The sequence below is a fragment of the Paenibacillus sp. BAC0078 genome, assembly GCF_054483875.1.
Genome location: NZ_JBTLRW010000010.1, coordinates 37,567 through 61,338, shown reverse-complemented (window position 1 = coordinate 61,338; position 23,772 = coordinate 37,567). Strand labels below are relative to the sequence as shown.

Sequence of the window (23,772 nt, the reverse complement as noted above, 5' to 3'; positions counted from 1 at the left end):
TTAAGCTGTGGTTACTATATCTTGGAGAGAAGGATGATTTATGGAGTCTGAATTGGCAAAAGCAAGCTTGCGTCCGTTGGGACATTCCTCATTGTCCGTTTCACCGCTTGGTCTGGGATGCTGGCAATTCAGCCGGGGGAAAGGCATCGTTGGCCGGTACTGGAGCAACCTGGACGAATCGGACATTCTGGAGATTGTGCGGGCAAGCCTGGAAGGCGGTATGAACTGGGTCGATACGGCAGAGATTTACGGAGGGGGAAAATCAGAGGAAGCGCTGGCCCATGTGCTGGATCAACTGAAGAAGGAGGGCAGCCCCCATGCGACCCCTTTGATTGCCACCAAGTGGTGGCCGCTCATGCGCACTGCAAGCTCCATAACCTCCACGATTGATGAGCGCATCCGCCACCTCGGCGGGCGGGATATTGATCTGTATCAGATTCATCAGCCCTTCTCCTTATCTTCGATTGCCAGTGAGATGAAGGCGATGGCAGGACTGGTGAAGGCGGGTAAAATCCGCTACGTCGGCGTCAGCAATTATTCGGCGAAGCAGATGACGGAGGCGCACAGGCTGCTGCGGCAATATGATCTGAGTCTTGTCTCCAATCAGGTGAAGTACAATCTGCTGGACCGCAAAATAGACCGGAACGGAACTATGGCGGCGGCAAAAGAGCTGGGCATTTCAATTATTGCCTATTCTCCGCTCCAGCAAGGAATTCTGACCGGGCGCTTCCACAAGGACCCTGCACAGATCCGGGCCGTTTCCCGTGTACGGCGGATGCAATCCGGTCTTGACGATAACAGTATGGCCCGCAGCAAGCCCTTGATTGACAGCTTGACGGTGCTCGCCGATAAATATGCGGTTACCCCCGGCCAGATTGCCCTGAACTGGCTGATTCATTACAACGGAGATACGGTGGTTGCCATCCCGGGCGCTTCCAAGGTCCGTCATGCCCGGGAGAACATTGGGGCAATGAGCTTCCGGCTGACCCAGGATGAGCTGGAGCATCTGAATGGAGCCTCCTGGTCAGCGCTGAAATAGATGAACTCATGCCCTAATCATAATGTAAATACAAATGGTATGCTCACAACCTCCGTCCCGTTATGCGGGCCGGAGGTTGTGAGCATTGATGTGCAAAAAACTGTTTAGGATGGGCCGAAGCGGGGTATATAGGAAATAAGACGCTGCGCAGATACGCAAAATTTGTGGATACTACGAAGGAGGTTGAATTGATATGAATATGACGGTACATAATCTTATGGCTTTCAATCATCATTATTTCAGACCTCAGCCCGTGGCCGATGCTAAGCCGCAAATATCCGGTGACAAGACGCTGAGCTTTCAGGATGTGCTGAATGAGAAGCTGAAGGCATCTAGCGAAAAGAAGAAATAGCGAAGTAGCCTATGGAGCTTATAATGGTATAAAAAGATAGAAGCCGGACAATTCGACCTTGTGGTCCATTGTCCGGCTTCTTGGTGCGGATATAAGGAGCTATTTCTCCTTAATTGTCCAGATTGGTTGCTCCAAAATGATTGCCGTCGGGATCGCTGAAGCCGAAGCCGCCGAACCCGTCACTGCCGTTAAAATAATGAATGCCGGTTACAGTTACCCCGTTTTCAATAAGATAATGATGAAAGCTCTCCAGCTCCGGCGTATAGAAATCAATGATTCCGTGGGTTGTGCCGGTATTGCCGTTCTGGAAGAACAGCCGCTCTGTCTGATCGCCGGCAGCTACAAGATACAGTTGCGGAGCACCGGGAGCGCCCGGGAGCTGAAGCATTGCATCGTGGCCGGACTCATGTTGAATCTGCACGCCCAGAAACTTCACGTACCACTCGGTGGCTTGCTCAATCAGGGTGACAGGAATTTCAAGTGTGGCAATGCTCTTTACGAATGGGTTCACCAAGCAGTATTCACTCCGTTTCGCTAGGGTCTGACTTCATAGAACTGGCAGCTCTGGCGTGAGTAGTAGGTCAAATCACTGACCCGTGACTGGATAACAACCTCCGAATCCGTGAAGCGGACAACGGTGGCCCCTGAATTCACCAGATGATCATCCTGGAAGACCCGTACCGGCAGCTTGCGGTCTACGGCCTCCTGCAGATCACTATCCGTCAGTAATGGGCGGTTGATAGGCATGGATGTACGCTCCTTTTGCATAATAAATGAAGTCTGTAAACAAGTAGAAACGGCTACGCCGTCCTTAAAAGGACGGTATCCGTTTCAGCGAGAAATATAAGGACAAAGTATAGGGTGAAACTTATACTTTCTTATATTTAAAAATAGTATACCTGTGTGCAGCAGAGAAATCCAGATGCCGGGGAGACTGGAGGAGAATCCTCAACGTATGCTGGTCAAACTGTAAAAATCCCCTTTCGTAAGTATTTCCACCATAAATCGGAAGTTTACCTCCTCAAAAAAATAGATTGCCTACTGTACACTAAGTTTTGTAAGAGAAACTTTTGAGAGGGGTACAGAGAATGAAAAAAGCAAAGAACCTAGCGGTGACGCTTGCTGCCGTTCTGCTCGTCGGTTCACTGGCGGGATGCGGAGGCAACAACAACGCCGCGAACAACACAGCGAAAGATAATTCGGGTAACAACGCAAAAAGCTCAAACGCTCCTGCTACTGAAAAGGCTGCAGACCCTGCTGAGAAGATTGAGCTCTCCTTCTGGACGCTCGGTAACGTCAACTACGAAGATCTGGCGAAGGAGTACACCAAACAGCACCCGAACATTACAATTAAGATTCAGAACACCGGTGACCAGACAGCGCACCACAACAACCTCACGACAGCTTTGTCGGCCGGTTCGGGCGCACCTGATATTTTCCAACTTGAAATCGGTTTCATGGAACGCTTTATTGGCGCTCAGGACAAATTCTATAACTTGAATGACTACGGCGCCAAGGATATTCAGGCCAACTATCTGGACTGGAAGTGGAAGCAGGCTTCTTCGAAGGATGGCAGCTTCCAATTGGGCTTGCCGACCGATATTGGTCCTACAGTTGTATACTACCGCACAGACTTGGCCAAAGCTGCCGGACTGCCGGATGACCCGGACGGCTTCGGCAAAGCCATTGATACCTGGGATAAATTCGCCGCTGTAGCCAAAGCTTACAAGGACAAAATCGGCAAGCCATTTGTCGATCTGACAGATCTGACTTATAACGCTTTGCGTGACCAATCCGCTGATGAAATTTATTTCAGCAAAGCGGATGGCTCATTTATCGGCGACAAGAATCCTCAGGTCAAAAAAGCTTATGATTTCACGGTAAAAGGAATTCAAGAAGGCTGGATCAGCAATGTTATGCTGTGGTCTCCTGAGTGGGGTCAAGGCATGAGCGACGGTCTGTTCGCAGTTATTATGGGACCTGCCTGGATGGCCGGTAACATTAAGAGCAATGCGCCGGATTCCTCCGGCAAGTGGAAAATTGCCCAGCTTCCTGAAGGCGCCGGCAACTGGGGCGGTTCGTTCATCACCCTGCCGAAGGAAGGCAAGCATCCTAAGGAAGCTTATGACTTCATCCAATGGATGGTTAACAAAGACAACCAGCTTGAATCGTTCAAGACCAAAGGTCTGATGCCTTCCATTCCTGCGCTGTATGAAGATCCGGCATTTAAGGACTTCAAGGATGATTTCTTCGGCGGTCAGCAGACTGCAGTTGAATTCGGTAAATCGGCAAACCGCGTAAAACCTGTATACTATGGTCCTCTGCATGACCAGACTGATACCTTCTTCAAAAATGCACTGAAAAACGTGCTGGAGAAGAAAGCCGATCCGGCCAAAGAGTGGGATGAAGCTGTTAAACAGGCGAAGACTTTGGCAGAACGCGGCTAAGTCCTTCAATTAAGGTTTTGGTTTTCATGATCGTCCGGATTCATGGAGGGAAGCACCCTCTATGAATCCGGATTTAAAAATGTAATTTTCCTTGGAGGTGTGACATGGCTGAACCCGTACTCGTGAGTCCGCATGCCGAGAGCAAACGCCCATTTTTAACTGAACAAAGACGGAGCCGCATTACTGCTTATACCTTTATTTCTCCGTTCTTTATTCTGTTCTCGATATTCGGACTGTACCCGATTTTCTTCACAATTTATTTATCCTTCTTCAAATGGGATGCGCTGGGTCCCATGAAATACGTCGGCTTGAAGAACTATGATCTGGTGACGAGTGATCCAACCTTCTGGATCTCCTTCTCCAACACGCTCATTATGGGCCTCATGGGAACCGTGCCGCAGCTTATTCTGGCCTTGCTGCTTGCGGTGCTGCTGCATTCCGGCATGACCAAGTTCAAGAAAACGTTCCGCATTCTCTATTTCATGCCGAACATCACCTCTATCGTTGCTGTTACCCTCGTGTTCAGCACATTGTTCGGAAACAACGGGATGATCAACTGGATGCTGAACGGCCTCGGCCTGGACAGCATGGCTTTCAACTCGGGCTGGTGGGGTGTCAAAATCGCCATTTCCACGATGGTCATGTGGCGCTGGACGGGCTATAACGCGATTATCTTCCTTTCCGGTCTGCAGAGCATACCGACGGATCTGTATGAAGCGGCCCGCATCGACGGAGCGAACAGAAGACAGCAGTTTACTTTTATTACAATGCCGCTGCTGCGTCCGTTTATTGTTTTTGTTACCCTGCTCTCAACGATTGGTGCCCTGCAGCTCTTCACCGAGCCATATGTATTCCTGGGCCAATCCGGAACCGGCTCGACACGGCAGGAAGGGATTACAATGGTTACTTACCTGTACAGCGAAGCGTTCCGCAATGGATTCTTTGGTACGGCGGCGGCTACGGCAGTTCTGCTGTTCCTCGTTACGATTATTTTCTCCTTGCTTAATATGCTGGCCTCAAGCCGTATGGGCGGAGATACAGGAGGGAGAAAAGCGTGAGCACACTGCGAATGACGAAAAAGAAACCGGACGATCTCGGCCTTTTCGGCAAAATCTGGTTCTATGTTCTAATGATTATCGGAGCGCTGGTGTCCGTGTTCCCGTTCTATTGGATGTTTGTTGTAGGTACCAATGATAAGGGCGCTGTCTTTCATGTGCCGCCGCTGCTGACCATAGGAGACCAGTTCGTTAATAACTTCAAGCGTGTGCTGGATAAGGCGGATTTCTTCCAGGCGCTGGGCAACTCCTTGTTTGTTGCGTCGATGGTGACGATCTCGGTTGTGTTCTTCTGCACGCTGGCCGGGTATGCGTTTGCCAAATATGACTTTCCGCTCAAAAATGTGCTGTTCTATTTCGTTATTGGCACCCTGTTCGTTCCGCAGCAGCTTGGTGTACTGCCGACCTATGTCATTATGGCGAAGCTGCACTGGATTGATAGCTTCCAGGCGCTGATTGTGCCGGCGATGGTGAATGCCTTCGGGATCTTCTGGATGCGCCAATACATCTCCACAGCGGTGCACACGGAGCTCATTGAAGCGGGCCGGATCGACGGCGGGGGACATTTCCGCATCTTTTGGAACATTGCGATTCCGGTCATTACCCCGGCTATGGCTACGCTCGGCATTCTGAATTTCATGACCGTATGGAATGATTTCTTCTGGCCGCTTGTCGTTCTGAAGAACAAGGAGCATTTTACGATCCAGATTGCGCTCCAGCAGTTGTTCTCCAACCGTGACGGTCTGGATTATGGAATGATCATGTCCGCTACCTTTACAGCGACTCTGCCGCTGCTCATTGTCTTCCTGCTCTTCAGCCGCTGGGTTATTGCCGGACTCACCTCCGGTGCGGTTAAGAGCTGATTTACTGTAATTCATTTCTGTAGATGGCTGCAATTTAAATGGTTGTAAAAGGAAATTGGGATTGCCGTGAAGAATAATAAGGACATAGGACAGCAGGAGGAAGGGAACGGCCATATGAAGCTCCGCCGCAAAATTTTGTTCGCTATTATTCTTCTCGTGTTCATCCCCGTCATTGTGATGGGCAGCGTTACTTATGTTAATTTTTCCAATGCTATGGAGAAGAAATCCAGTAATTTCTATTGGATCTCGCTTCTCGAAACAGACCGCAAGCTGAAGTTTGCGCTTAGTGAAATTTCATCCATAACCAATTCGGCCATCACGCAGCCGGCGATTCAGCAGTCTCTGAAGCAGCCGGATTTTGTGCTGACCTATGACCGCAAGCAGGAGATCAACAACCTGCTGATCAATCATCCGATGATTACCTCATTCAGTCTTTACGGCAAGGACCGTCTGCTGTATCAATATAATGCTCCCATGTCTTTTGCGGATATGCGCAAGCAGGTCTGGTACGGGGCAATGGAGAGCGCCGAAGGGCGTCCCGTCTGGTCCGGTCCCGGGGAGAACGGCTCCGAATCCTCCGGCAACCCGGTGCTGGTGCAGGCCAGAATCATTAAGGATTATTATTCGCTGGAGGATATCGGGTATCTGGTAGTGTACGTAAAGCCGGATTTGCTTGATCAAATTTTCTGGGAAGCCAATACGCTGAAGAAGGGGGATATACTGCTTGTCAATAAACAGGGAAATATCGTCTTTGACAAATCGGGTGAACACATCGGGCAGCGCACGGATTTTCCTTTTTTACAAGTTAATTATACCCAGGAGAAGGACTATTACATTGACTACTATCAAGGGGAGAAATCTCTGATTACTTTCCTGCCTTCACATAATTCGGACTGGTATTTGGCGGCTATTACACCGATGAATCTGATTTCTTCGGAGTCGGCGTCGATCCGCAACATCGCGCTTATCCTGGGTACTATTTCCCTGGTGTCCGCCTTTTTCTTCGACCATTATTTCGTGCGAAGGCTTGTGCGCAGCATTAACAGCGCGGTGAATGGGATGAAGCGGGTTAAGCAGGGGATCTTCACGCCGATTTCGATGCCGCTGCATGCTGATGATGAAAGCGATTCGCTGATTGACGGCTTCAACCGGATGAGCTCACAGATCAGCGAGCTGATCGGTCAGGTGCAGACGGAGCAGGGCCGTAAAAAGGAAGCAGAAATGCAGGCGCTCATGGCGCAGATTAATCCGCATTTTATCTATAACTCGCTGGAGTCGATCAACTCTATGGCAGTGCTGGCGGGCAATAAGGATATCAGCAAAATGGTTGTCTCGCTCGGCAGGCTGCTGCGCATCAGCATCAGCCAGAATCAGGAGCTGATTCCGCTGCAAATGGAGTTTGAGCATGTTCGCCATTATCTCGATATACAGAAGTTCCGTTTTGAAGACAAGTTCTCCTATGCGCTGAAGCTTCCCGATTCGCTAAAGAATCTAAGGACACAGAAGCTGATCGTGCAGCCGATTGTAGAGAACGCTTTATACCACGCCATTGAACAGATGGAAGAGCACGGTGTGATTACCATTGAAGCCGAGGAAACCGGGAAGGATATCATCATTATCGTCAAGGATAACGGGCCAGGCTTTGATCTTGCAACCCTGACCAGTCTGTGGGACAAGGAACCGAGCAATCCGAAGAAATACAGCGACAGCGGCGTAGGCCTGAAGAACGTGCATGAGCGCCTGAAAATCCGGTTTGGCAATCCCTATGGCATTATAGTCTGTTCATCCCCGGGCTTCGGTTCGACAATCTGCATCCGTATACCGAAAATTCAGCCATGACAGGAGGACGCAGGATGAAAAAGAAGCAAAGGGCCGTAAGGTGGCTAAGTAAATGGGGCTGGATATTCCTTTACATTATGCTGATGTCAGGCGCGGTGTTTTATATTCTGCAAGGGGGCAGAGAACCGATTGAGAACAACACGGAGGAGAAAATAACGCTGACCTTCCGCCATTTCTGGATCAAGGAGCATGACCGGCCGCTGCTGGCGATCTTCGAGGAGGTTGTGAAGGAGTATCAGAAGGCACATCCCAATGTAAAAGTGAATTTTGAAGGCCTGGACCAGACCATCCACCGCGAGCAAAAGCTCAAAAGCGAGATGGTTACAGGAACGCCGCCGGATATGTTTGTGCTCTTCGGGGGTGCGGAGATCGAGCCTTATGTGCGTTCCAACCGGCTCATGGATTTGACGGAGTTCACTGAGGAGAACGGCCTGAAGAATCAGTTCAAGGACCTTCATCTATGGACGTTTAACAATCATATTTACGGGCTGCCCATCGAAGGGAATGCAGAGCCGCTGTATTTTAACAAAGTCATCTTCAACAAGCTGGGCATTAAAGTTCCTGAGACGGTCGAAGAGCTGGATCAGGCGATTCTGCAATTGAAGCAGGCGGGCTACATTCCCTTTGCACTTGGCAATGAGGACCGCTGGCCTGCCGGAATATTCGCCCATTATTTAATGGACCGCTATGCCGGGCCCGATCTGATCCAGAAGCTGGTCACCGGGAAGGATGGAGCCAGCTTTCAGAACAGCGCGTATACGGAGGCCTTTAAGCATCTCAATAAGTGGATATCCGAAGGGGCATTCAGTCCTTCATCGAATGATCTGTCAACGGAGAATGCAGTCATGCTGTTCACTAGCGGAAAAGCCGCCATGTATCTTAACGGGAACTGGGACATTAATCTGTTCTCAGGAGACACAGCCCCTGTTGATTTTCAGAATCAGGTCGGTGTGATTCCCTTCCCTGCCCTAAAGAGCGGAGAAGAGCCTTCAATGGCGGGAGGGTATACGATTGGGATCGGGCTCTCCTCAAGTCTGAGCGGAGCTAAGCGGGAAGCGGCGCTTGCGCTGCTCAAGGGATTTTATACCAAGGAAATACAGACGCGGATTGTCTATGAAGGCTTAAGAATTCCATCCATGCGGATTCCCTTTGATCCGAAGAAGACGGGACCGGTATTTGCCCAGGTCATGGGGATCATGGAAGACAACCAGATGAGCTTCGTGCCGTATGACAATCTGATGTCGCCGGAAGTCAAGAAAACATTCCTGAGTGTCATTGAAGAGATGATTGATGGAGGTTTGCAGGCGGATCAGGCGCTGAAGCAGCTGCAATCCGCATCGAAGCAGTACTGGAACTTGATTCAAAGCTCGACCATTCAATAAGCCTGGGGGGTTGCCCTGATGTGTGCGCAACATGAGAAATACAAAGTATTGCTGGTGGATGATGAGCCGATTATACTGCGCAGTTTGAAGGTAGCTATTCCATGGGAGGAACTGGGCCTGACGATTGTTGGTGAAGCGAGAAACGGGGAAATGGCGCAGCGTTTGATTGAAGAGACTTCGCCGCAGATTATCATCAGCGACATCCGCATGCCGGTTATTGACGGTATTGCGCTGATGAAGGAGGTGCTGCCCCGGAGTAGCCGCCTGATTTTTATTTTTATCAGCGGTTATGGGGAATTTGAATATGCCCGGGAGGCGCTGCGGCAGGGTGCTTTTGATTATCTGCTGAAGCCGATTGATCATGATGAATTGACGGAAATGCTGACCCGGGCCAAAGCGAAGCTCGATCGCCAGAAAGAGAATGAACAGATGCTGCTTTCGGTGCAGACCTTATCCATGCTGGCCCGGGAGCGGATGCTCGCCGAGTTTACCCAAGGCAATCCGCGGCCGCTGCAGCACTTGAAATGGCTGGAGAACAGCGAGCTGGAGGGCGAATATTTCATGGCGGTAGTCCGTCTGGACGACTACTCGGAACTGACGGCACAGTGGAGTGCGGAGGAGAAACGGCTCTGGCTGTTCGCGGTGCGCAATATCCTGGAAGAATGGTCGCTTGAGAATGGAGTACTCTCCGTATTCCCTTTCTATAATGGAGAGTGGATTCTGCTTTTTCCCGGGAGTCTTGGCGGCGGTAAAAGAGAACTTGGCGAGCAACTGATTGCCGGCATCAAAAGATATTCCAAGCTGAACTGCTCGGTCGGAATCAGCCGCAGTACACGGGGGATTAACCAATTGAGCACGGTGTACCCGCTCGCCAGCAAGGCCCTGTATCAGCGCTTCTACTCCGGTCAGGCGGGAGTGTTCATTGATGAGGAGACAACGGTGACCGGCAGCCGGGAGGTGAAGTACCCCAAGGAGCTGGAGCTTGCGCTGATCGAGAGTATCCGTACCTTGAATCTGGAGCGGATGCTCGGTCTGTTCGATGAAATGGCCGCTTTTATTGAAGCCCAGAGTCTTCCGCAGGAGCTGGCTGAACGGCTGATTATTGAAATGATCGTTGTACTGTACAGACAATTCGAGCACTTGAATATGCACTCGGACTGGTCACTGGAAGGTCTGCTCAGCAGAATGCACGGGCTGGGTACGCTAGCCTCCATGATAGCCGCGTTGAAGATCGAATTCCGTGAGTGGATGCTGGTGAGCAGCAAGACAACCTCCCGTGAGGATGGCCGGAGTGTGGTTGAGAAGTCCAAACGGTATATCGAGGCCAACTACCACAAGGATCTCAGCATCGAAGAGGTCGCGGAGGTGGCCGATCTGAGCATCAGCCATTTCTGTACACTGTTCAAGCAAATCTCCGGCTATACCTTCCTGGAGTTCGTGACCCACTGCCGGATGGAGAAGGCCAAATATATTCTGAGCAGCAGCAATGTAAAGGTCTATCAGGTAGCACCACTGGTCGGCTATCAGGACCCGCGCTACTTTACCCAGGTGTTCAAAAAAGCAACCGGTAAAACGCCGACGGAATACCGCGAGGAGCATGCCCAGCAGGCAAACTAGCCTTTGCCGCCAATAAGCACGAGTAATCACAACCTATCCTTTATGTGAAGCGTCCAGTTAAGTTTCCGGCGCTTGGCATAAAGGATTTTTTGCGTCCAGATCGGAGCGTAAAAAGTAAACAAATTAGATGTTTGTTTAATTAAATGTAGACAAAATAACTGAATGTCTATATATTAATAGACGTATATATAATTTGTTTATTTTTATGGAGGGGTATTGAAGTGCTGAAGAACCGGTATGTGAGGACGATTGTTTTGTCCAGAGTATTGCTGCAGCTTGGTGTTTGGGTACGCAATTTTGCCATTCTGCTGTATGTAACAGAAATAACAAATAATGACCCGTTTTATGTATCCCTGATTTCGGTGGTTGAATATGCCCCGATCTTTCTGTTTGCGATTATCGGGGGGACCTTTGCCGACCGATGGAGGCCGAAAAGAACGATGATTTTAAGCGATGGGCTCTCAGCGGTGTCCGTCCTGGTTGTTCTGCTTGTGGTAGCGGGGGGGGCATGGAGAGTTCTACTGCTGGCTACGTTTGCATCTGCCGTTCTGTCACAGTTCTCGCAGCCTTCGGCGATGAAGCTCTTCAAACAGCATGTGCCGGAAGATCAGCTTCAGCGCGTGATGGCGATGTTCCAGTCGCTGACAGCATTCTTTATGGTGATTGGTCCGGTGGTGGGGGCTTATATTTATCAGCATTACGGGATTGAGGTCTCTCTGGTCATTATGGCGGCAATGTTTACCGGCTCGGCGCTGATTCTCAGCCTGCTGCCTAAGGACGCAATCGAGAACGGCGAAGTTGTGCGAAGCGGAATTATTGCTGAAGTGGCAGCCGGACTGCGGTATGTGCGTTCCAGCAGTGTATTGAAGAATCTGGGAGCAGCGTTTGCCTTCGCAGGGCTGGCGGCCGGATTGATTCAACCGCTTGGGGTGTTTGTCATCATTGAGAATCTGGGCAAGGATAGCGGGTTCCTGCAATGGGTAATGATGGCGAATGGGGCTTCCATGCTGGTCGGAGGTGCGCTGATCATGGCGGCCGGCCGCAAGGTGAAGCCGCAAATCATGCTCGCTGCTGGCTTGCTCGCCAGTGCCGCGGGAACCATAGGTGTAGGCTGGTCACACCATGTTGCGCTGACCATTGTGCTTCAGACGCTGACCGGATTCTTTTATCCCTGCATACACATTGGCATCAATACGCTGCTTATGCAAAATACGGGGAGTGCTTATATGGGGCGGGTTGGCGGTATCATGGGACCATTGTTTATGGGCTTTATGGTCATCGGCATGTCTATTGCAGGGTATTTGAAGGAAGCCTCCTCGCTGTTCACGGTATTTGCCGGAAGCGGAGTGCTGTTCCTGATCGCTATGCTGGTTCTGCTGCCGATGATCCGAAAGAAGGACAAGAGGTCTGTACGGCAGATGTCCTCCTAATGAATGTGACAAATGTCATGCTGAATCGTTGATGTTTATGTCTTACCGGGGTGACATTTCCTTCTCTATAATGATGTTAGATGAATGTATCCTTAACCGGATGCATCCGAGGAGGAAACGAGCAAGATGACGACCAACCAGACGTCCCAGCTATCCAGCTTGAAAAAAAGCATGGCCCCCTACGAGCAAACAGACCGGGGTTCGAGCATCAGACAACTCGCGAACACACTATTGCCGCTGGTGCTGTTGTGGACAGCCGCATATTTCAGCCTTTCCGTATCCTATGGGCTGACACTCCTGTTAGCGGTTCCTGCGGCGGGGTTTGTGATCCGCACCTTTATTATTTTCCACGATTGCTGTCATGGCTCATTCTTCAAAAGCCGCAAGTCCAATGATATCCTCGGGACGATTACAGGCGTATTAACGCTTGTGCCTTACCGCCAGTGGAAGCATAGCCATTCAATTCACCATGCCGGGAGCAGCAATCTCGATAAAAGAGGAATCGGCGATATCTGGATCATGACTACCGATGAATATGCGGCTGCGAATCCCTGGAAACGCTTGTACTACCGGATCTACCGCCATCCGCTAACCCTGTTTGTGGTTGGTCCGATTGCTGTATTTGTGATTCTATACCGCTTTAATGCCAGAGGTGCAAAACGCAAGGAACGGATGAACACCTATCTAACCAATGTTTTGATTGCGGCACTTTACGGCCTGTTGATTTGGGCCATCGGCTGGCAGGCTTTTCTGCTGGTTCAGCTCCCCATTGTATTCCTTTCCGGCTTTCTCGGAATCTGGCTGTTCTATGTGCAGCATCAATTCGAGGATACCTACTTTGAGCATGATGCGGAATGGAGCTATGTCTCCGCCGCTGTGGAAGGAAGCTCTTACTACAAGCTGCCGAAGCTGCTGCAGTGGATTACCGGCAACATCGGCTTCCATCATGTTCATCATTTAAGCCCGAAGGTGCCGAACTACAACCTGGAGCGGGCTCACGACGCCTCGCCACCGCTGCAGCATGCCACAACCATTACGATTGCTACAAGTCTGAAGGCGCTGCGTTTCCGTCTGTGGGATGAGGAGAACAAAATGTTTGTCAGCTTCAAGGAGCTCAGAGCCAGAAAACGGCAGAGCAAACAGCAGGCCGAAGGCTTGAAGAGAATCAAGCCGGGATTGCAGAGCGAATAGATGGGAAGCGGATAAACTGAACTTGAGATATTTCCATTTTCGGGTTTTGGTCGTGACTGCGGGGAATGTTTGGACTTCCGGCCGCTGTTGTCTGCAGATTTCTTGATTTATACCGCTCTTCGCGGTGGAAATCCGCAGACAAAGGCGGACGCGTTCGCTCCTACAGTTCCAAACTTCCCCTCCGTCACTTTGCCCTTTTTGGTTATTTTTCAAGTTCAATTTATGCAGATAGAGGAAGGCAGTAACCGGAAAAAGCGAAAGCCGGTGCTGCTCTTTCTCTTTTTTGCCGCATATTGCCTGTTGCCATCGGGTTTATGCTAGAATGGGGGTACAAACTTGCAGGCAAAAAGGATGGCTGACATGCAGAAGTGGCATCACATTTTCCATAAAAGCACTGGCCTCAGCCCTTATGTATGGGTCGTTTTTTACATTCTGCCGTTCTATTTCATCTTCCGCTTCTCCTCTGTTGACCAGAACCAGTGGATATATGGCGTGTTCATGGTAGCGATATTTTTCACCTGTTATGTGCTTTCGTTCAAGTCTAAGGGGTGGGTGGTCTATTTCTGGACCAGTGTGCAGATTCTCGTCTCGATTACGATGACTCTGCTGTTCGGATATATGTATTTTGCGCTGTTCCTGGCTTTTTTTATCGGGAATATCCAGAAGCGGGCCGGGTTCTTCACCTTCTATTCCATTCATTTGCTGACGACGATTGTGGCGATCAACTATGAGCTGATCACTGGCAATCCCGTATTTATCGCGCAGCTTCCGTTCGTTCTGGTCAGTATGATCGCTGTGGTGCTGCTGCCTGCGACGACGTATAACCGCAACAACCAGGATAAGCTGCAGGGCCAGCTTGAGGATGCCAATAAACGGATTTCCGAGCTAGTCAAAATGGAAGAACGCCACCGGATCGCACGTGATCTTCACGACACCTTGGGGCAGAAGCTGTCCCTGATCGGACTCAAAAGCGATCTCGCCGGCAAATTAATCCATAAAAACCCGGCGCAGGCGATTATTGAGATCAACGATGTCCGCCAGACGGCCAGAAGCGCGCTCAAGGAGGTCCGGGAGATGGTTACGCAGATGCGGGGTATCCGGTTCGAAGACGAACTGATTCGGATTCAGCAGTTTCTGCAGGCGGCGGAGATTGAATTTCAGCTCGAAGGCAATCCGAAGCTGACCAATACCTCACTAATTACCGAGAATGTGCTCAGCATGTGTCTTAAGGAAGCCGTAACGAATGTGGTGAAGCACAGCGGCGCCACTCTCTGCCGGGTCCTTATTGAGCCATCCCGCACCGATCTGGTTATCAGGGTGCATGACAACGGAGCTGGCTTTGGGGCGGCGAATCATTACAATAAAGGACATGGACTGCAGGGAATGAGAGAACGGCTTGAATTTGTTAACGGCAGTATGGACATTGTGGCCCATGAAGGGACAACGATTGTTATTAAGGTGCCCAATGTTTTTATGCAGGCTGAACTGGAGGTAGAGGGACAATGATCAGAATTGTAATCGCTGAAGATCAGCGCATGCTGCTGGGGGCACTGGCTTCCCTGCTTGATCTGGAGGATGACATGAAGGTGGTGGGCCGGGCCGGGAACGGCGAGGAGGCCGTGAAGCTGGTGCAGCAGCACAAGCCGGATATTTGCATCATGGATATTGAAATGCCGGCGATGAGCGGTCTTGAAGCGGCGGAAGCGCTGAAGGATTCGGGCTGTAAAATCATGATTCTGACCACCTTTGCCCGGGCCGGGTATTTCGAGCGCGCCGTCAAAACCGGTGTGGATGCCTATTTGCTCAAGGATAGTCCGAGCGAGGAGCTGGCGCTTTCGATCCGCAGCGTGATGGCCGGCAAACGGCTGTATGCCCCCGAGCTTATGGACGAGGCTTACAGCAGCGAATCCAATCCCCTGACACAGCGGGAGAAGGAGGTGCTGGGCCTGATCGCCGACGGCAAAAACACCAAGGAGATCGCCAGCCAGCTATACATTACAACCGGAACGGTCCGCAACTACATTTCCGTCATTCTCGACAAGCTGGATGTGGGCAACCGGATTGAAGCCATTACCAGGTTCAAAGAAAAGGGCTGGTTTAAATAGGTTTTCGCGGAAAGTTGGATAAAACCCGAATCAGGGGACTCTTAGGAGTCCTTTTTTTACTTGCGGCTATACTCTGTAGTCCTAATGCGATCTGGGACAATATGACTATTTTTCCCATGAATCGGTGCTCAGGATTGGAACCGGCAAGCATTTTTGCTATGATGAATGCAAACATGTGCTCTTATCCCTGATTATGGCAATGACAGAACATGTTTCAGCAACGCACAATTATTCTGGCTGTTCAGCCACTTAATCCAGTCGGGAGGAAACCCATTTGCCTGAACTCACATCATCCTATGTTGATTCACTCGCACCCAACGCCGCCGCTATCAAGAACGGTATGGGACTGGTGCGCAAGAAGAGCTTCATACAGCTGCATATTTCTGAGAACAGTGAATTGCTCTTCGGACAGTGCGCCGGCAGCGGTAAAACCCCTTATGAATGTTCTGTGGACTTCATTGTGCCGGAGAATCCCGTTTTCCGCTGCACCTGTCCCAGCCGTCAATTTCCCTGCAAGCACGCTTTAGGTCTGCTCTATGCTTATACAGAAGGACAGACATTCACACCTGCACCTGTGCCGGAGGATATAGCTTCCAAACGCGAGAAGGCGGAGAAGCGGGAGGAGAACAAGGCGAAGCAGGCAGCCGAAGGCGGGGGGAGCAAGCCGAAGAAGGTCAATAAATCCGCGCTCAAGAAAAAAATCACCGCACAGCTCGAAGGACTGGATCTGCTGGAAAAGCTGGTGCTGTCCTTGATCCGCGGCGGATTGTCCACCATTGACAGTAAGACGCTCAAGATGATTCAAGAGCATGTGAAGCAGCTCGGCAACTATTATTTGTCCGGAGCGCAGATTGAACTGCGCCGGCTTGCGCTGCTGCTTGGGGGCGGGCAGGACCTTGAAGAGAATTATACATATGCCATGGAGCAGTTGACCCGGCTTCATGCTTTTATCAAGAAAGGCCGGGTCTATCTGACCGCCAGAGCAGAGGATCCGGAGCTGGCGCTGGATCATGAATCTACAATTGATGAATGGCTTGGACATGCCTGGCAATTGTCCGAGCTGAAGGAATACGGGCTGGTGAAGGAAGCAGCGGAGCTGCTTCAACTGGCCTTCTACAGCTATGATGATCTCGCCCGGCAGGAGTACGTGGATTTGGGTTACTGGATAGAGCCTGCAAACGGCGAGATTCACCGGACAGTGACCTATCGCCCTTACAAAGCGGCTAAGCTGATGCGGGAGGAAGACAGCTTTTTTGAAATTGCCCGGATTCCTATGCTGTACAAGTATCCAGGTGATATGAATGCCAGGGTCCGCTATGAGGAGATGACGAGCAGAGCTGTCTCAGCAGATGACTTAGCCCTTGTATCGGAAAGAGCACACCGCTCCTACGCAGAAGCTGTCAAGAAGGTCAAAAATCAATTAAAGAATCCGCTTGGTGACAAAACGCCTGTGCTGCTGCTGCATGCAGCCAGCCTGGGTGTAACGGAGAGCGGGCAGTATGTGATCACGGATGAGTCTGGCAGCTCTCTGGTACTTGAGGATATTCCATCCCTGCCCCAAGGCACTGTGAATCTGCTGCCTTTCCTGCCTGCTTCATCGCTGGCTGACAGTTATATCCTGGTAATGTTCGAGCACCGTCTGGATCAGGGACGTCTGGTAGCCCAGCCGCTAACCGTCATTAAAGACGGCGAGATCACCCGGCTATTGTATTAAAATATTCCGTTCTTATATATATCTATAGGGGGATAGCCCATGAGTACAGCATTATTGCAAGAGCTTCATCAAGAGGTCAGAAGGCTATATATTGCCGGCAGTGACCTGGCCGCCGGAGACTTCCGCCTGAAACGGCTGCTTCCGCAGTTTCAGCAGCTTGGAGAGCGGGCCGCTGTCTTTAAACGGCTTGGCGAAGGCATCGCTTCCCTGCTCGAACCCGCAGGAGGGCAGGAGCCTGCCCCGGCCGTGCAGTTGCAGGAGTTGACCCTGCTGCTGGAATCTGTGCTCTATACACAGGGGGTTAGCACTTCTGACGGGACTCCCGGAGCTTTGCGGACCCGGAGCTTTGCCCTGGAAACTAAGCTGCCTTACAGAAAGCTGGCCGCAGTGCGGCAGGCCCTAACTACAACCGGGGGCGGCAGACATGAGATTGTTGTTGATGCCTTTAAGGAAGGGATATTTCAGGATTTGCGGTTGCTTCCGCTGGCAATTGCGGCGTTAAGCGATCCCTATTCGGAAATTGCCGATTTTGCCATGACGGAGATTCTCCCTTCTTATGGCCCGGCTATCGCCGATTATTTGCTGGATACCTTTAATCCGGCCGGCGGCCGAAGCGAGGTTCGCAAGCTGAAGGTGATCGGCAAGGTAGGCGGGGACGGATTGCTGGGTGAAATCTTCAAAGCCGCCGAAAGCGGCAGTGACGATATCCGGGTAGCGGCGATCGAATGCCTTGGCGGGCATGAAGAGTACACCTCAGATCTGCTTGAGTGGACCACGGATAAGAAAAAGGTGATCCGCGAGGCGGCGTTTGCGGCATTGGCGGCAGGCGGCTCGCTGCAGGGCGGGGAGCGGCTGATCGAAGCTTTTACCGCGAAGAAGGATCGGGCGCTGGTGGCGGATGCTTTAGCCAAGTGGCCCTCCGCAGAGCTAGGTGCAAGGCTGTCCACTCTATTTATGGAGGAGCTGCGCGAAGCTCCGGTGGAGAATGGGGACAAGAAGAAAACAGAGTCCGTCTGGGATGGAATTCAGCCTTTCCTGACAGCACTCTATGAGGAGCGGAATTCACAGCTTGATGAAATTTATAGCTATGTCATCAAGGAATATCACCGCTTCTCTTCACTTGGCTGGATGCCGCTGATTGATCGGGCGGCGCTATACAAGGAACTGGCTTCGTCCGAGCCGGCACTTGCGGAGCTGCAGGAGCTGGAGAAGCTGAATTCCCGCTATTTGCCGAATTATTTCCGGGCAGCACAGCAGCTTTTGACACCTGCAGACCTGTATAAAGAGTTCGGCGGCACGATGGTGAACAAGCTGAAATCCAAGCTAACCAAGAATGCGGTGCAGCGTGCCCAGCAGCTTCTGGAAACGATCGAACGGCAAATTGTGAACGTGGAGAGAGTTGTCTATGAGGCGAGCTGGGAGCTAAGCGAGAGGGAGTATTATGCACATGAAATGCTGCCAGCGGAGACCATTGCCGCGAAATGGGACCCGCACTGGCTGGACTGGTTCATTGAACGCAATTCGCTGGATCTGGTGTGCGCCTTTGCCCGCCCCGGTCATGAAGGAGTGCGCAGCTATTTGCTGAACAAGCTTCAGGAACAGAACAAACGGCGTAGCCATGATGCTATTAGTCATATCTTTATCGGGCTGGAACGTTCGGGTATGACAGAAGCTCAGCGCCAGGAGCTGCTGATAGATGTCCTGGAGAATGACAAGTCATTTAATCCTTATATGTTCGATTACTATCTGCTTAATCAGATGCTGCGTTTCCCGCCTGACTACATCAGCCGCATAGAAGCGCTGCTTCCGAAATACAGATATGAAAGCCATAGGCAGCTTGAGCACTTGATTATCCATCTGCGGAGCAAAATGTAGCGGCTGGTTAATGAAGCTCTTGAAAATGGATCAGTTGAACTAAAGAAAATATAAAAAGGGCAGAAAGTTCTGCATAATTCAAACAGTTTAAAGGAGAGGTGTCCATGTCAACGAAACAAGAGCAGCTTCAAGACTATATGCGGCTGCCGGCAGAGATATTGTATCGTGAAGAGCTGGAAGCGCTGAAGAAGGAGGATACCGGAAAAATCCCCGCAGGCTGGCAGATGTCTCCGCGCGCAGTGCTGACCTTCATTGCCGGAGGCAAGGCGGGCAAAACGGTGATCACGCCGAAATATATCGGCAATACGCGTCTGATTGAGATGGCTGTGGCTACGCTGGTCACAGACCGGGCGTTGCTGCTGATCGGCGAGCCGGGGACGGCCAAATCTTGGCTGTCTGAGAATCTGGCTGCGGCGATCTACGGCAACTCCGGGCTGGTTGTGCAGGGAACTGCCGGGACAAGCGAAGAGCATGTGCGCTATTCCTGGAACTATGCCATGCTGCTGGCAAACGGCCCTACCCCGGAAGCGCTGGTCAAAAGCCCGATTATGCGTGCGATGGAGGATGGCGGGATCGCCCGCTTCGAAGAAATCTCCCGCTGCGCCTCAGAGGTGCAGGATGCGCTGATCTCCATTCTGTCGGAGAAGACGATCTCCGTACCTGAGCTGGGCAAGGAGGCCGGAGCGCGCAAAGGCTTCTCCATTATTGCCACAGCCAATACTCGGGACCGTGGGGTCAATGAAATGTCAGCGGCATTGAAGCGTCGCTTCAACATCATTGTGCTGCCCGCGCCGTCAGATATCGAAACAGAGCTGTCGATTGTGAAGAAGAGAGTCGCGGAAATCGCGTCCTCCTATGAGCTGCAGGCTGCCGTTCCGGCTGACGAAGCGCTGCTTAAGGTAGTTACGATCTTCCGCGAGCTGCGCAGCGGCATGACGCTGGACAAGAAGGAAAAGGTGAAAACACCGACCGGAGTCATCTCCACCGCAGAGGCCATTTCACTCTTGACGAACAGCATGGCGCTTGCGGCTAGCTTCGGTGATGGTGAGCTAACCAACAGCGACCTTGCTGCCGGACTCCAGGGGGCCATTGTCAAGGATGATGATAAGGATAAGCTGGTCTGGAAGGAATACCTTGATAATGTAATGAAGAAAAAAGGAGCGGAATGGCGCGGCCTGTATCAGGCCTGTAAGGAGATGAACGAGTGAAGGTGACTGCTGAAGCCGGGGTACATATTTTCGGGGTGCGGCATTTGTCTCCGGGCGGCGCGAAGCATGTACTGGATTACCTGAATGAGCTTCAGCCGACCGCAGTGCTTATTGAAGGCCCTAGCGATGCGACCGGTGAGATCCGTCATTTGACGCATGAGGTGACGAAACCTCCGGTGGCGATTCTAGCCTTCACCGAGGAATTGCCGGTACGAACCGTCCTGTGGCCTTTTGCCGTCTATTCCCCGGAGTATCAGGGCATGAAATGGGCGAAAGAGAACGGGGCCGAAGCGGCATTTATTGATCTTCCTTCCTCGGTTACCCTAAGTCTACAGGATGCCATGAGACGGGAAGAAATCTCCGGGAGGGGAACGAAGCCTGAGGCAGTTGAATCCGGTGAACCTGCAAGTGAAGACATTCAGGAACCGGAGTCCATCTACAGCCGGATTGCCCGGCTTGCCGGAGAACATGATTATGATATGTACTGGGAGCGTAATTTCGAGCATAACGCAAATACCGGAGCGTACCGGGCGGCGATTCTTTCCTTCTCCGCCCAGATGCGCGAGCTGTCGGAAGGCAAGGAACAGCTTGAGCAGCCGAAGGAGCATTCGTATAATGCGCTGCGCGAAGCCTACATGCGGCGGCAGATCCAGAAGACTATTGCCGCCGGACATGATCCGCAGAAGATTGTGGTTATCTGCGGCGCCTATCATGCGTCAGCACTTGCCGACTTAACTGAGGCCATGACTGATTCCGAGCTGGCGGGGCTGCCTTCGCGCAGCACCAAGCTGACGCTGATGCCATACTCTTACTACAAGCTGTCCACGATGTCGGGTTATGGCGCGGGTAACGGAGCGCCGCATTATTTTGAGATGATGTGGGAGACGATGACGGCCGGACGGCCTGAGGAGCTGCCGCATCTCTATCTGTCTACGGTGGCCCGCCATGTGCGCAGCGGCGGTACACACCGCTCCACCGCCGAGGTGATCGAGGCGGTGCGGCTGGCGGAGTCGCTGGCCGCGCTGCACGACGGGAGTGCGCCTACGCTGCGCGATTTGCGCGATGCCGCGCAGACGCTGCTTGGGCACGGCGAACTGTCGGCCGTCGCCGATGGACTGGCAAGAGTGGATGTCGGCACAGCCATCGGCAACCTTGCCGATGGCGTCAGCCAGACGCCAATCCAGGATGATTTGAACCGGCTGCTGAAGCGCTATAAGCTGGAGAAATACAAAACGACTGTAGCCAGCGAGCTGTCGCTCGACCTTAGAGAGAACCGCAGAGTCTCCAGCCAGGAGGCGGCTTATTTGGATTTGCACCGCTCCATTCTGTTCCACCGGCTGGGCCTGCTCGGCATCTCTTTTGCCAAGAACAGGCCCAGCGGGCAGGAAGGAGCCACATGGGCTGAGTACTGGATCATCCAGTGGTCGCCCGAGGTGGAGATTCAGGTCGTGGAATCGACCTTGCTCGGTGAAACCGTTGAAGTGGCGGCTGCTTATGTGCTGCGCGAGAAGCTGCAGGAATGCCGCTCCATTGCCGAAGCCTCGGCGCTTATCCGGCTGGCCTGTGAGTGCGGCATGACTGCGCAGATGGAGGAGAGCAGCCGGGTGCTGCAGAGTCTCGCAGTTGACAGCCGCGACGTTGTCGGGATTGCGGCAGCCGCCCGTGAGCTGGCAACGATCATCGGGTTCGGCGACATCCGCAAGGTAGACACCGCCCCGCTTGTGCCGCTCATGGAGGAGATGTTCCGGCGCGGCTGTCTGTTCCTGCTGGATGCCAGCAGCTGCAATGATGAAGCCGCCGGCAAAATGCTTATTGCCATGAATGAGCTTAACGTGATCTCGCTGGAGCACAGCGAGACGGTGGATGAAGCATTATGGCTGCAAGAGCTGCTGCATCTCGCGGAGCGGGATGACCGGAATCCGCGTCTGTCCGGTTTTGCCTGTGCGATACTGATGGAACGCGGCGCCATCTCGGCGGCAGACGTCGCCTCCGAGGTCTCGCGTCGTTTGTCGCCTGGTATTCCCGCCGATCTCGGTGCGGGATGGTTCGAAGGACTGTCCATGCGTAACCGCTATGGACTGCTGTCCCGGATGAGCCTCTGGGAACAGCTTAATGATTACATCAACGCTCTGGAGGATGAGGAATTCAAGCGGGCGCTGGTGTTCCTGCGGCGGGCATTCAGCACCTTTTCGCCGCGCGAGAAGACGATGATCTCTGAGCTGCTGGGCGAGCTGTGGGGTGTGGATGTCGAGCAGGCGGCTGAGATTCTCACCGGAGAACTGAAGGAGGATGAAGCCAAGATGTTGGACGATTTGAATGATTTTGACTTCGGGGATTTTTAGATGGTGAATGAGAACAAGCAGGAGAGCACAGTTGCCCGTTGGCGGCTCATTCTGGGCCAGGAAGCAGAACAAGCATTGTCAGCCTATGGCGAAGGCGGCCAGCTTAGCCTGACTGATGAGGAATTGATTATGGATGCGGCGCTTGCCGCCATTTATGATGATACAGACGGTGGCGGCGGGACAGGGTCTTCCTCCGGCAGAGGCAAAGGCGCCGGAACGGGGCATGCCGCCTTGCATCTCTCCAAATGGCTCGGAGATGTGCGCAGCTATTTCCCGGAGGATGTGGTGTCGATCATCCAGAGCGATGCGATGGAGCGGAGGGGCTGGAAGCAGCTTCTTTTTGAGCCGGAGCTGCTGGCTGCCGTGAAGCCGGATATCCAGCTCGTGGGCACGCTTTTGTCTCTGAAGGGCAAGATCCCGGAGAAAACCAAAGATACGGCAAGATTGCTCGTCAAGGCGCTGGTTGACGATCTGGTCAAGCTGCTGGAAACAGATATCCGTCGTGCGGTTACCGGGGCGCTGAACAAGCGCCAGCATTCGCCGCTGCCTTCGCTCAGCGGGCTGGATTGGAAGCTGACGATTCAGCGGAACCTGAAGCACTATGATCAGGAGCGGCGGATTTTGATCCCCGAACGGTTTTTTTATTTTGACCGGGCCCGCCGGAGCAAGGAATGGACCGTTATTGTAGATATTGACCAGAGCGGCTCGATGGCAAGCTCCATCATCTGGGCTTCGGTTATCGGCTCCATCTTCGCCAGCATCCCGGCACTGAATACCCGTGTAGTGGTTTTTGATACCGAGGTGGTGGATTTGACGGAGCAGTGCGCCAACGATCCCGTGGATATGCTGTTTGGCATCCAGCTTGGCGGCGGAACGGATATACACAAATCGGTGAAGTATTGCGAGCAGTTCATTGAAGAGCCGAAGAAGACTTTGTTCATTATTGTGTCGGATCTGTATGAGAACGGCAACCAGGCCGGGCTGGTGCGCCGGATGCGTGAGCTGCGCGAGTCTGGCGTCCGCACGATGACGCTGCTGGCCTTGTCGGATGAAGGCAAGCCTTCCTACGACGAGCGTTTGGCTGCGCAGCTTACACGTGACGGCACACCTTGCTTTGCCTGTACTCCGGCTCTGCTGCCCGCACTCGTGGAAGGTGCACTCAAAGGCCAGGATCTTGGCGAATTGGCCAAACGTCTGGGAGCCTCTTAAGTCATTTCTGCCTATGGAAACATATACTTTACAATCACATATTGTGTAAGCTGCATATATCATTTATAATCGGTTATTAAAAAGCACTTATCGACGTGCTGCTT

Annotated in this window: 19 protein-coding genes; 17 read left to right on the top strand and 2 right to left on the bottom strand. The window is 52.2% G+C overall.

Annotated features, from left to right (window positions below; all coding sequences use genetic code 11):
- The first annotated feature begins 40 nt into the window (after positions 1 to 40).
- On the top strand, positions 41 to 1,039 hold the full coding sequence (locus ACX1DY_RS18925; protein ID WP_458965757.1) for an aldo/keto reductase: 999 nt from the start codon (positions 41 to 43) through the stop codon (positions 1,037 to 1,039).
- 193 nt (positions 1,040 to 1,232) lie between these two features.
- Positions 1,233 to 1,391: a hypothetical protein gene (locus ACX1DY_RS18920; protein ID WP_458965756.1), complete on the top strand. Its 159-nt coding sequence runs from the start codon at positions 1,233 to 1,235 to the stop codon at positions 1,389 to 1,391.
- Positions 1,392 to 1,500: 109 nt separating this feature from the next.
- Here the strand turns inward: ACX1DY_RS18920 and ACX1DY_RS18915 are convergent, their stop codons facing one another.
- Both ACX1DY_RS18915 and ACX1DY_RS18910 read right to left on the bottom strand, forming a co-directional pair.
- The gene (locus tag ACX1DY_RS18915; protein ID WP_458965755.1) at positions 1,501 to 1,902 is read right to left on the bottom strand and encodes a VOC family protein; all 402 of its coding nucleotides are present in this window, start codon (positions 1,900 to 1,902) and stop codon (positions 1,501 to 1,503) included.
- Between the two features lie 23 nt (positions 1,903 to 1,925).
- Positions 1,926 to 2,138 carry a hypothetical protein gene (locus tag ACX1DY_RS18910; protein WP_458965754.1) on the bottom strand — a complete coding sequence of 71 codons (213 nt, stop codon included), beginning with the start codon at positions 2,136 to 2,138 and terminating at the stop codon, positions 1,926 to 1,928.
- A 341-nt stretch (positions 2,139 to 2,479) separates the two neighbouring features.
- Here ACX1DY_RS18910 and ACX1DY_RS18905 point away from each other — a divergent pair, with 341 nt between their 5' ends.
- From ACX1DY_RS18905 to ACX1DY_RS18835, 15 genes are all read left to right on the top strand, one after another.
- Positions 2,480 to 3,838, top strand: coding sequence for an extracellular solute-binding protein (locus ACX1DY_RS18905; RefSeq protein ID WP_458965753.1), 1,359 nt, complete (start codon positions 2,480 to 2,482; stop codon positions 3,836 to 3,838).
- 104 nt (positions 3,839 to 3,942) lie between these two features.
- On the top strand, positions 3,943 to 4,896 hold the full coding sequence (locus ACX1DY_RS18900) for a carbohydrate ABC transporter permease (RefSeq protein ID WP_458965752.1): 954 nt from the start codon (positions 3,943 to 3,945) through the stop codon (positions 4,894 to 4,896).
- Positions 4,893 to 5,756, top strand: a complete 864-nt coding sequence (locus tag ACX1DY_RS18895; RefSeq protein WP_458965751.1) for a carbohydrate ABC transporter permease — start codon at positions 4,893 to 4,895, stop codon at positions 5,754 to 5,756. Before ACX1DY_RS18900 ends, ACX1DY_RS18895 begins: the two co-directional genes overlap by 4 nt.
- Before the next feature lie 114 nt (positions 5,757 to 5,870).
- Positions 5,871 to 7,595: a sensor histidine kinase gene (locus ACX1DY_RS18890; protein ID WP_458965926.1), complete on the top strand. Its 1,725-nt coding sequence runs from the start codon at positions 5,871 to 5,873 to the stop codon at positions 7,593 to 7,595.
- Between the two features lie 14 nt (positions 7,596 to 7,609).
- Positions 7,610 to 8,977, top strand: a complete 1,368-nt coding sequence (locus ACX1DY_RS18885) for an ABC transporter substrate-binding protein (protein WP_458965750.1) — start codon at positions 7,610 to 7,612, stop codon at positions 8,975 to 8,977.
- A gap of 18 nt (positions 8,978 to 8,995) precedes the next feature.
- The gene (locus ACX1DY_RS18880; RefSeq protein ID WP_458965749.1) at positions 8,996 to 10,594 is read left to right on the top strand and encodes a response regulator; all 1,599 of its coding nucleotides are present in this window, start codon (positions 8,996 to 8,998) and stop codon (positions 10,592 to 10,594) included.
- A 221-nt stretch (positions 10,595 to 10,815) separates the two neighbouring features.
- The gene (locus ACX1DY_RS18875; RefSeq protein ID WP_458965748.1) at positions 10,816 to 12,024 is read left to right on the top strand and encodes an MFS transporter; all 1,209 of its coding nucleotides are present in this window, start codon (positions 10,816 to 10,818) and stop codon (positions 12,022 to 12,024) included.
- Positions 12,025 to 12,150: 126 nt separating this feature from the next.
- Complete coding sequence (desA, locus tag ACX1DY_RS18870) at positions 12,151 to 13,215, top strand: Delta(5) desaturase DesA (RefSeq protein WP_458965747.1); 1,065 nt, start codon at positions 12,151 to 12,153, stop codon at positions 13,213 to 13,215.
- A 360-nt stretch (positions 13,216 to 13,575) separates the two neighbouring features.
- The gene (locus ACX1DY_RS18865; RefSeq protein WP_458965925.1) at positions 13,576 to 14,721 is read left to right on the top strand and encodes a sensor histidine kinase; all 1,146 of its coding nucleotides are present in this window, start codon (positions 13,576 to 13,578) and stop codon (positions 14,719 to 14,721) included.
- Positions 14,718 to 15,320 (top strand): response regulator, encoded by a 603-nt coding sequence (locus ACX1DY_RS18860; protein ID WP_458965746.1) that lies wholly within the window; start codon positions 14,718 to 14,720, stop codon positions 15,318 to 15,320. Before ACX1DY_RS18865 ends, ACX1DY_RS18860 begins: the two co-directional genes overlap by 4 nt.
- Positions 15,321 to 15,594: 274 nt before the next feature.
- The gene (locus ACX1DY_RS18855) at positions 15,595 to 17,034 is read left to right on the top strand and encodes an SWIM zinc finger family protein (RefSeq protein WP_458965745.1); all 1,440 of its coding nucleotides are present in this window, start codon (positions 15,595 to 15,597) and stop codon (positions 17,032 to 17,034) included.
- Positions 17,035 to 17,073: 39 nt separating this feature from the next.
- Positions 17,074 to 18,909 carry a HEAT repeat domain-containing protein gene (locus ACX1DY_RS18850; RefSeq protein ID WP_458965744.1) on the top strand — a complete coding sequence of 612 codons (1,836 nt, stop codon included), beginning with the start codon at positions 17,074 to 17,076 and terminating at the stop codon, positions 18,907 to 18,909.
- A gap of 104 nt (positions 18,910 to 19,013) precedes the next feature.
- Positions 19,014 to 20,117, top strand: a complete 1,104-nt coding sequence (locus ACX1DY_RS18845; RefSeq protein ID WP_458965743.1) for an AAA family ATPase — start codon at positions 19,014 to 19,016, stop codon at positions 20,115 to 20,117.
- A complete protein-coding gene (locus tag ACX1DY_RS18840; RefSeq protein ID WP_458965742.1) occupies positions 20,114 to 22,459 on the top strand; it encodes a DUF5682 family protein in 2,346 nt (781 codons plus the stop codon). The genes ACX1DY_RS18845 and ACX1DY_RS18840 overlap by 4 nt, the downstream gene beginning before the upstream one ends.
- Entirely contained in the window at positions 22,460 to 23,668 is a 1,209-nt protein-coding gene (locus ACX1DY_RS18835; protein WP_458965741.1) for a VWA domain-containing protein, read from the top strand.
- Positions 23,669 to 23,772: the final 104 nt, after the last annotated feature.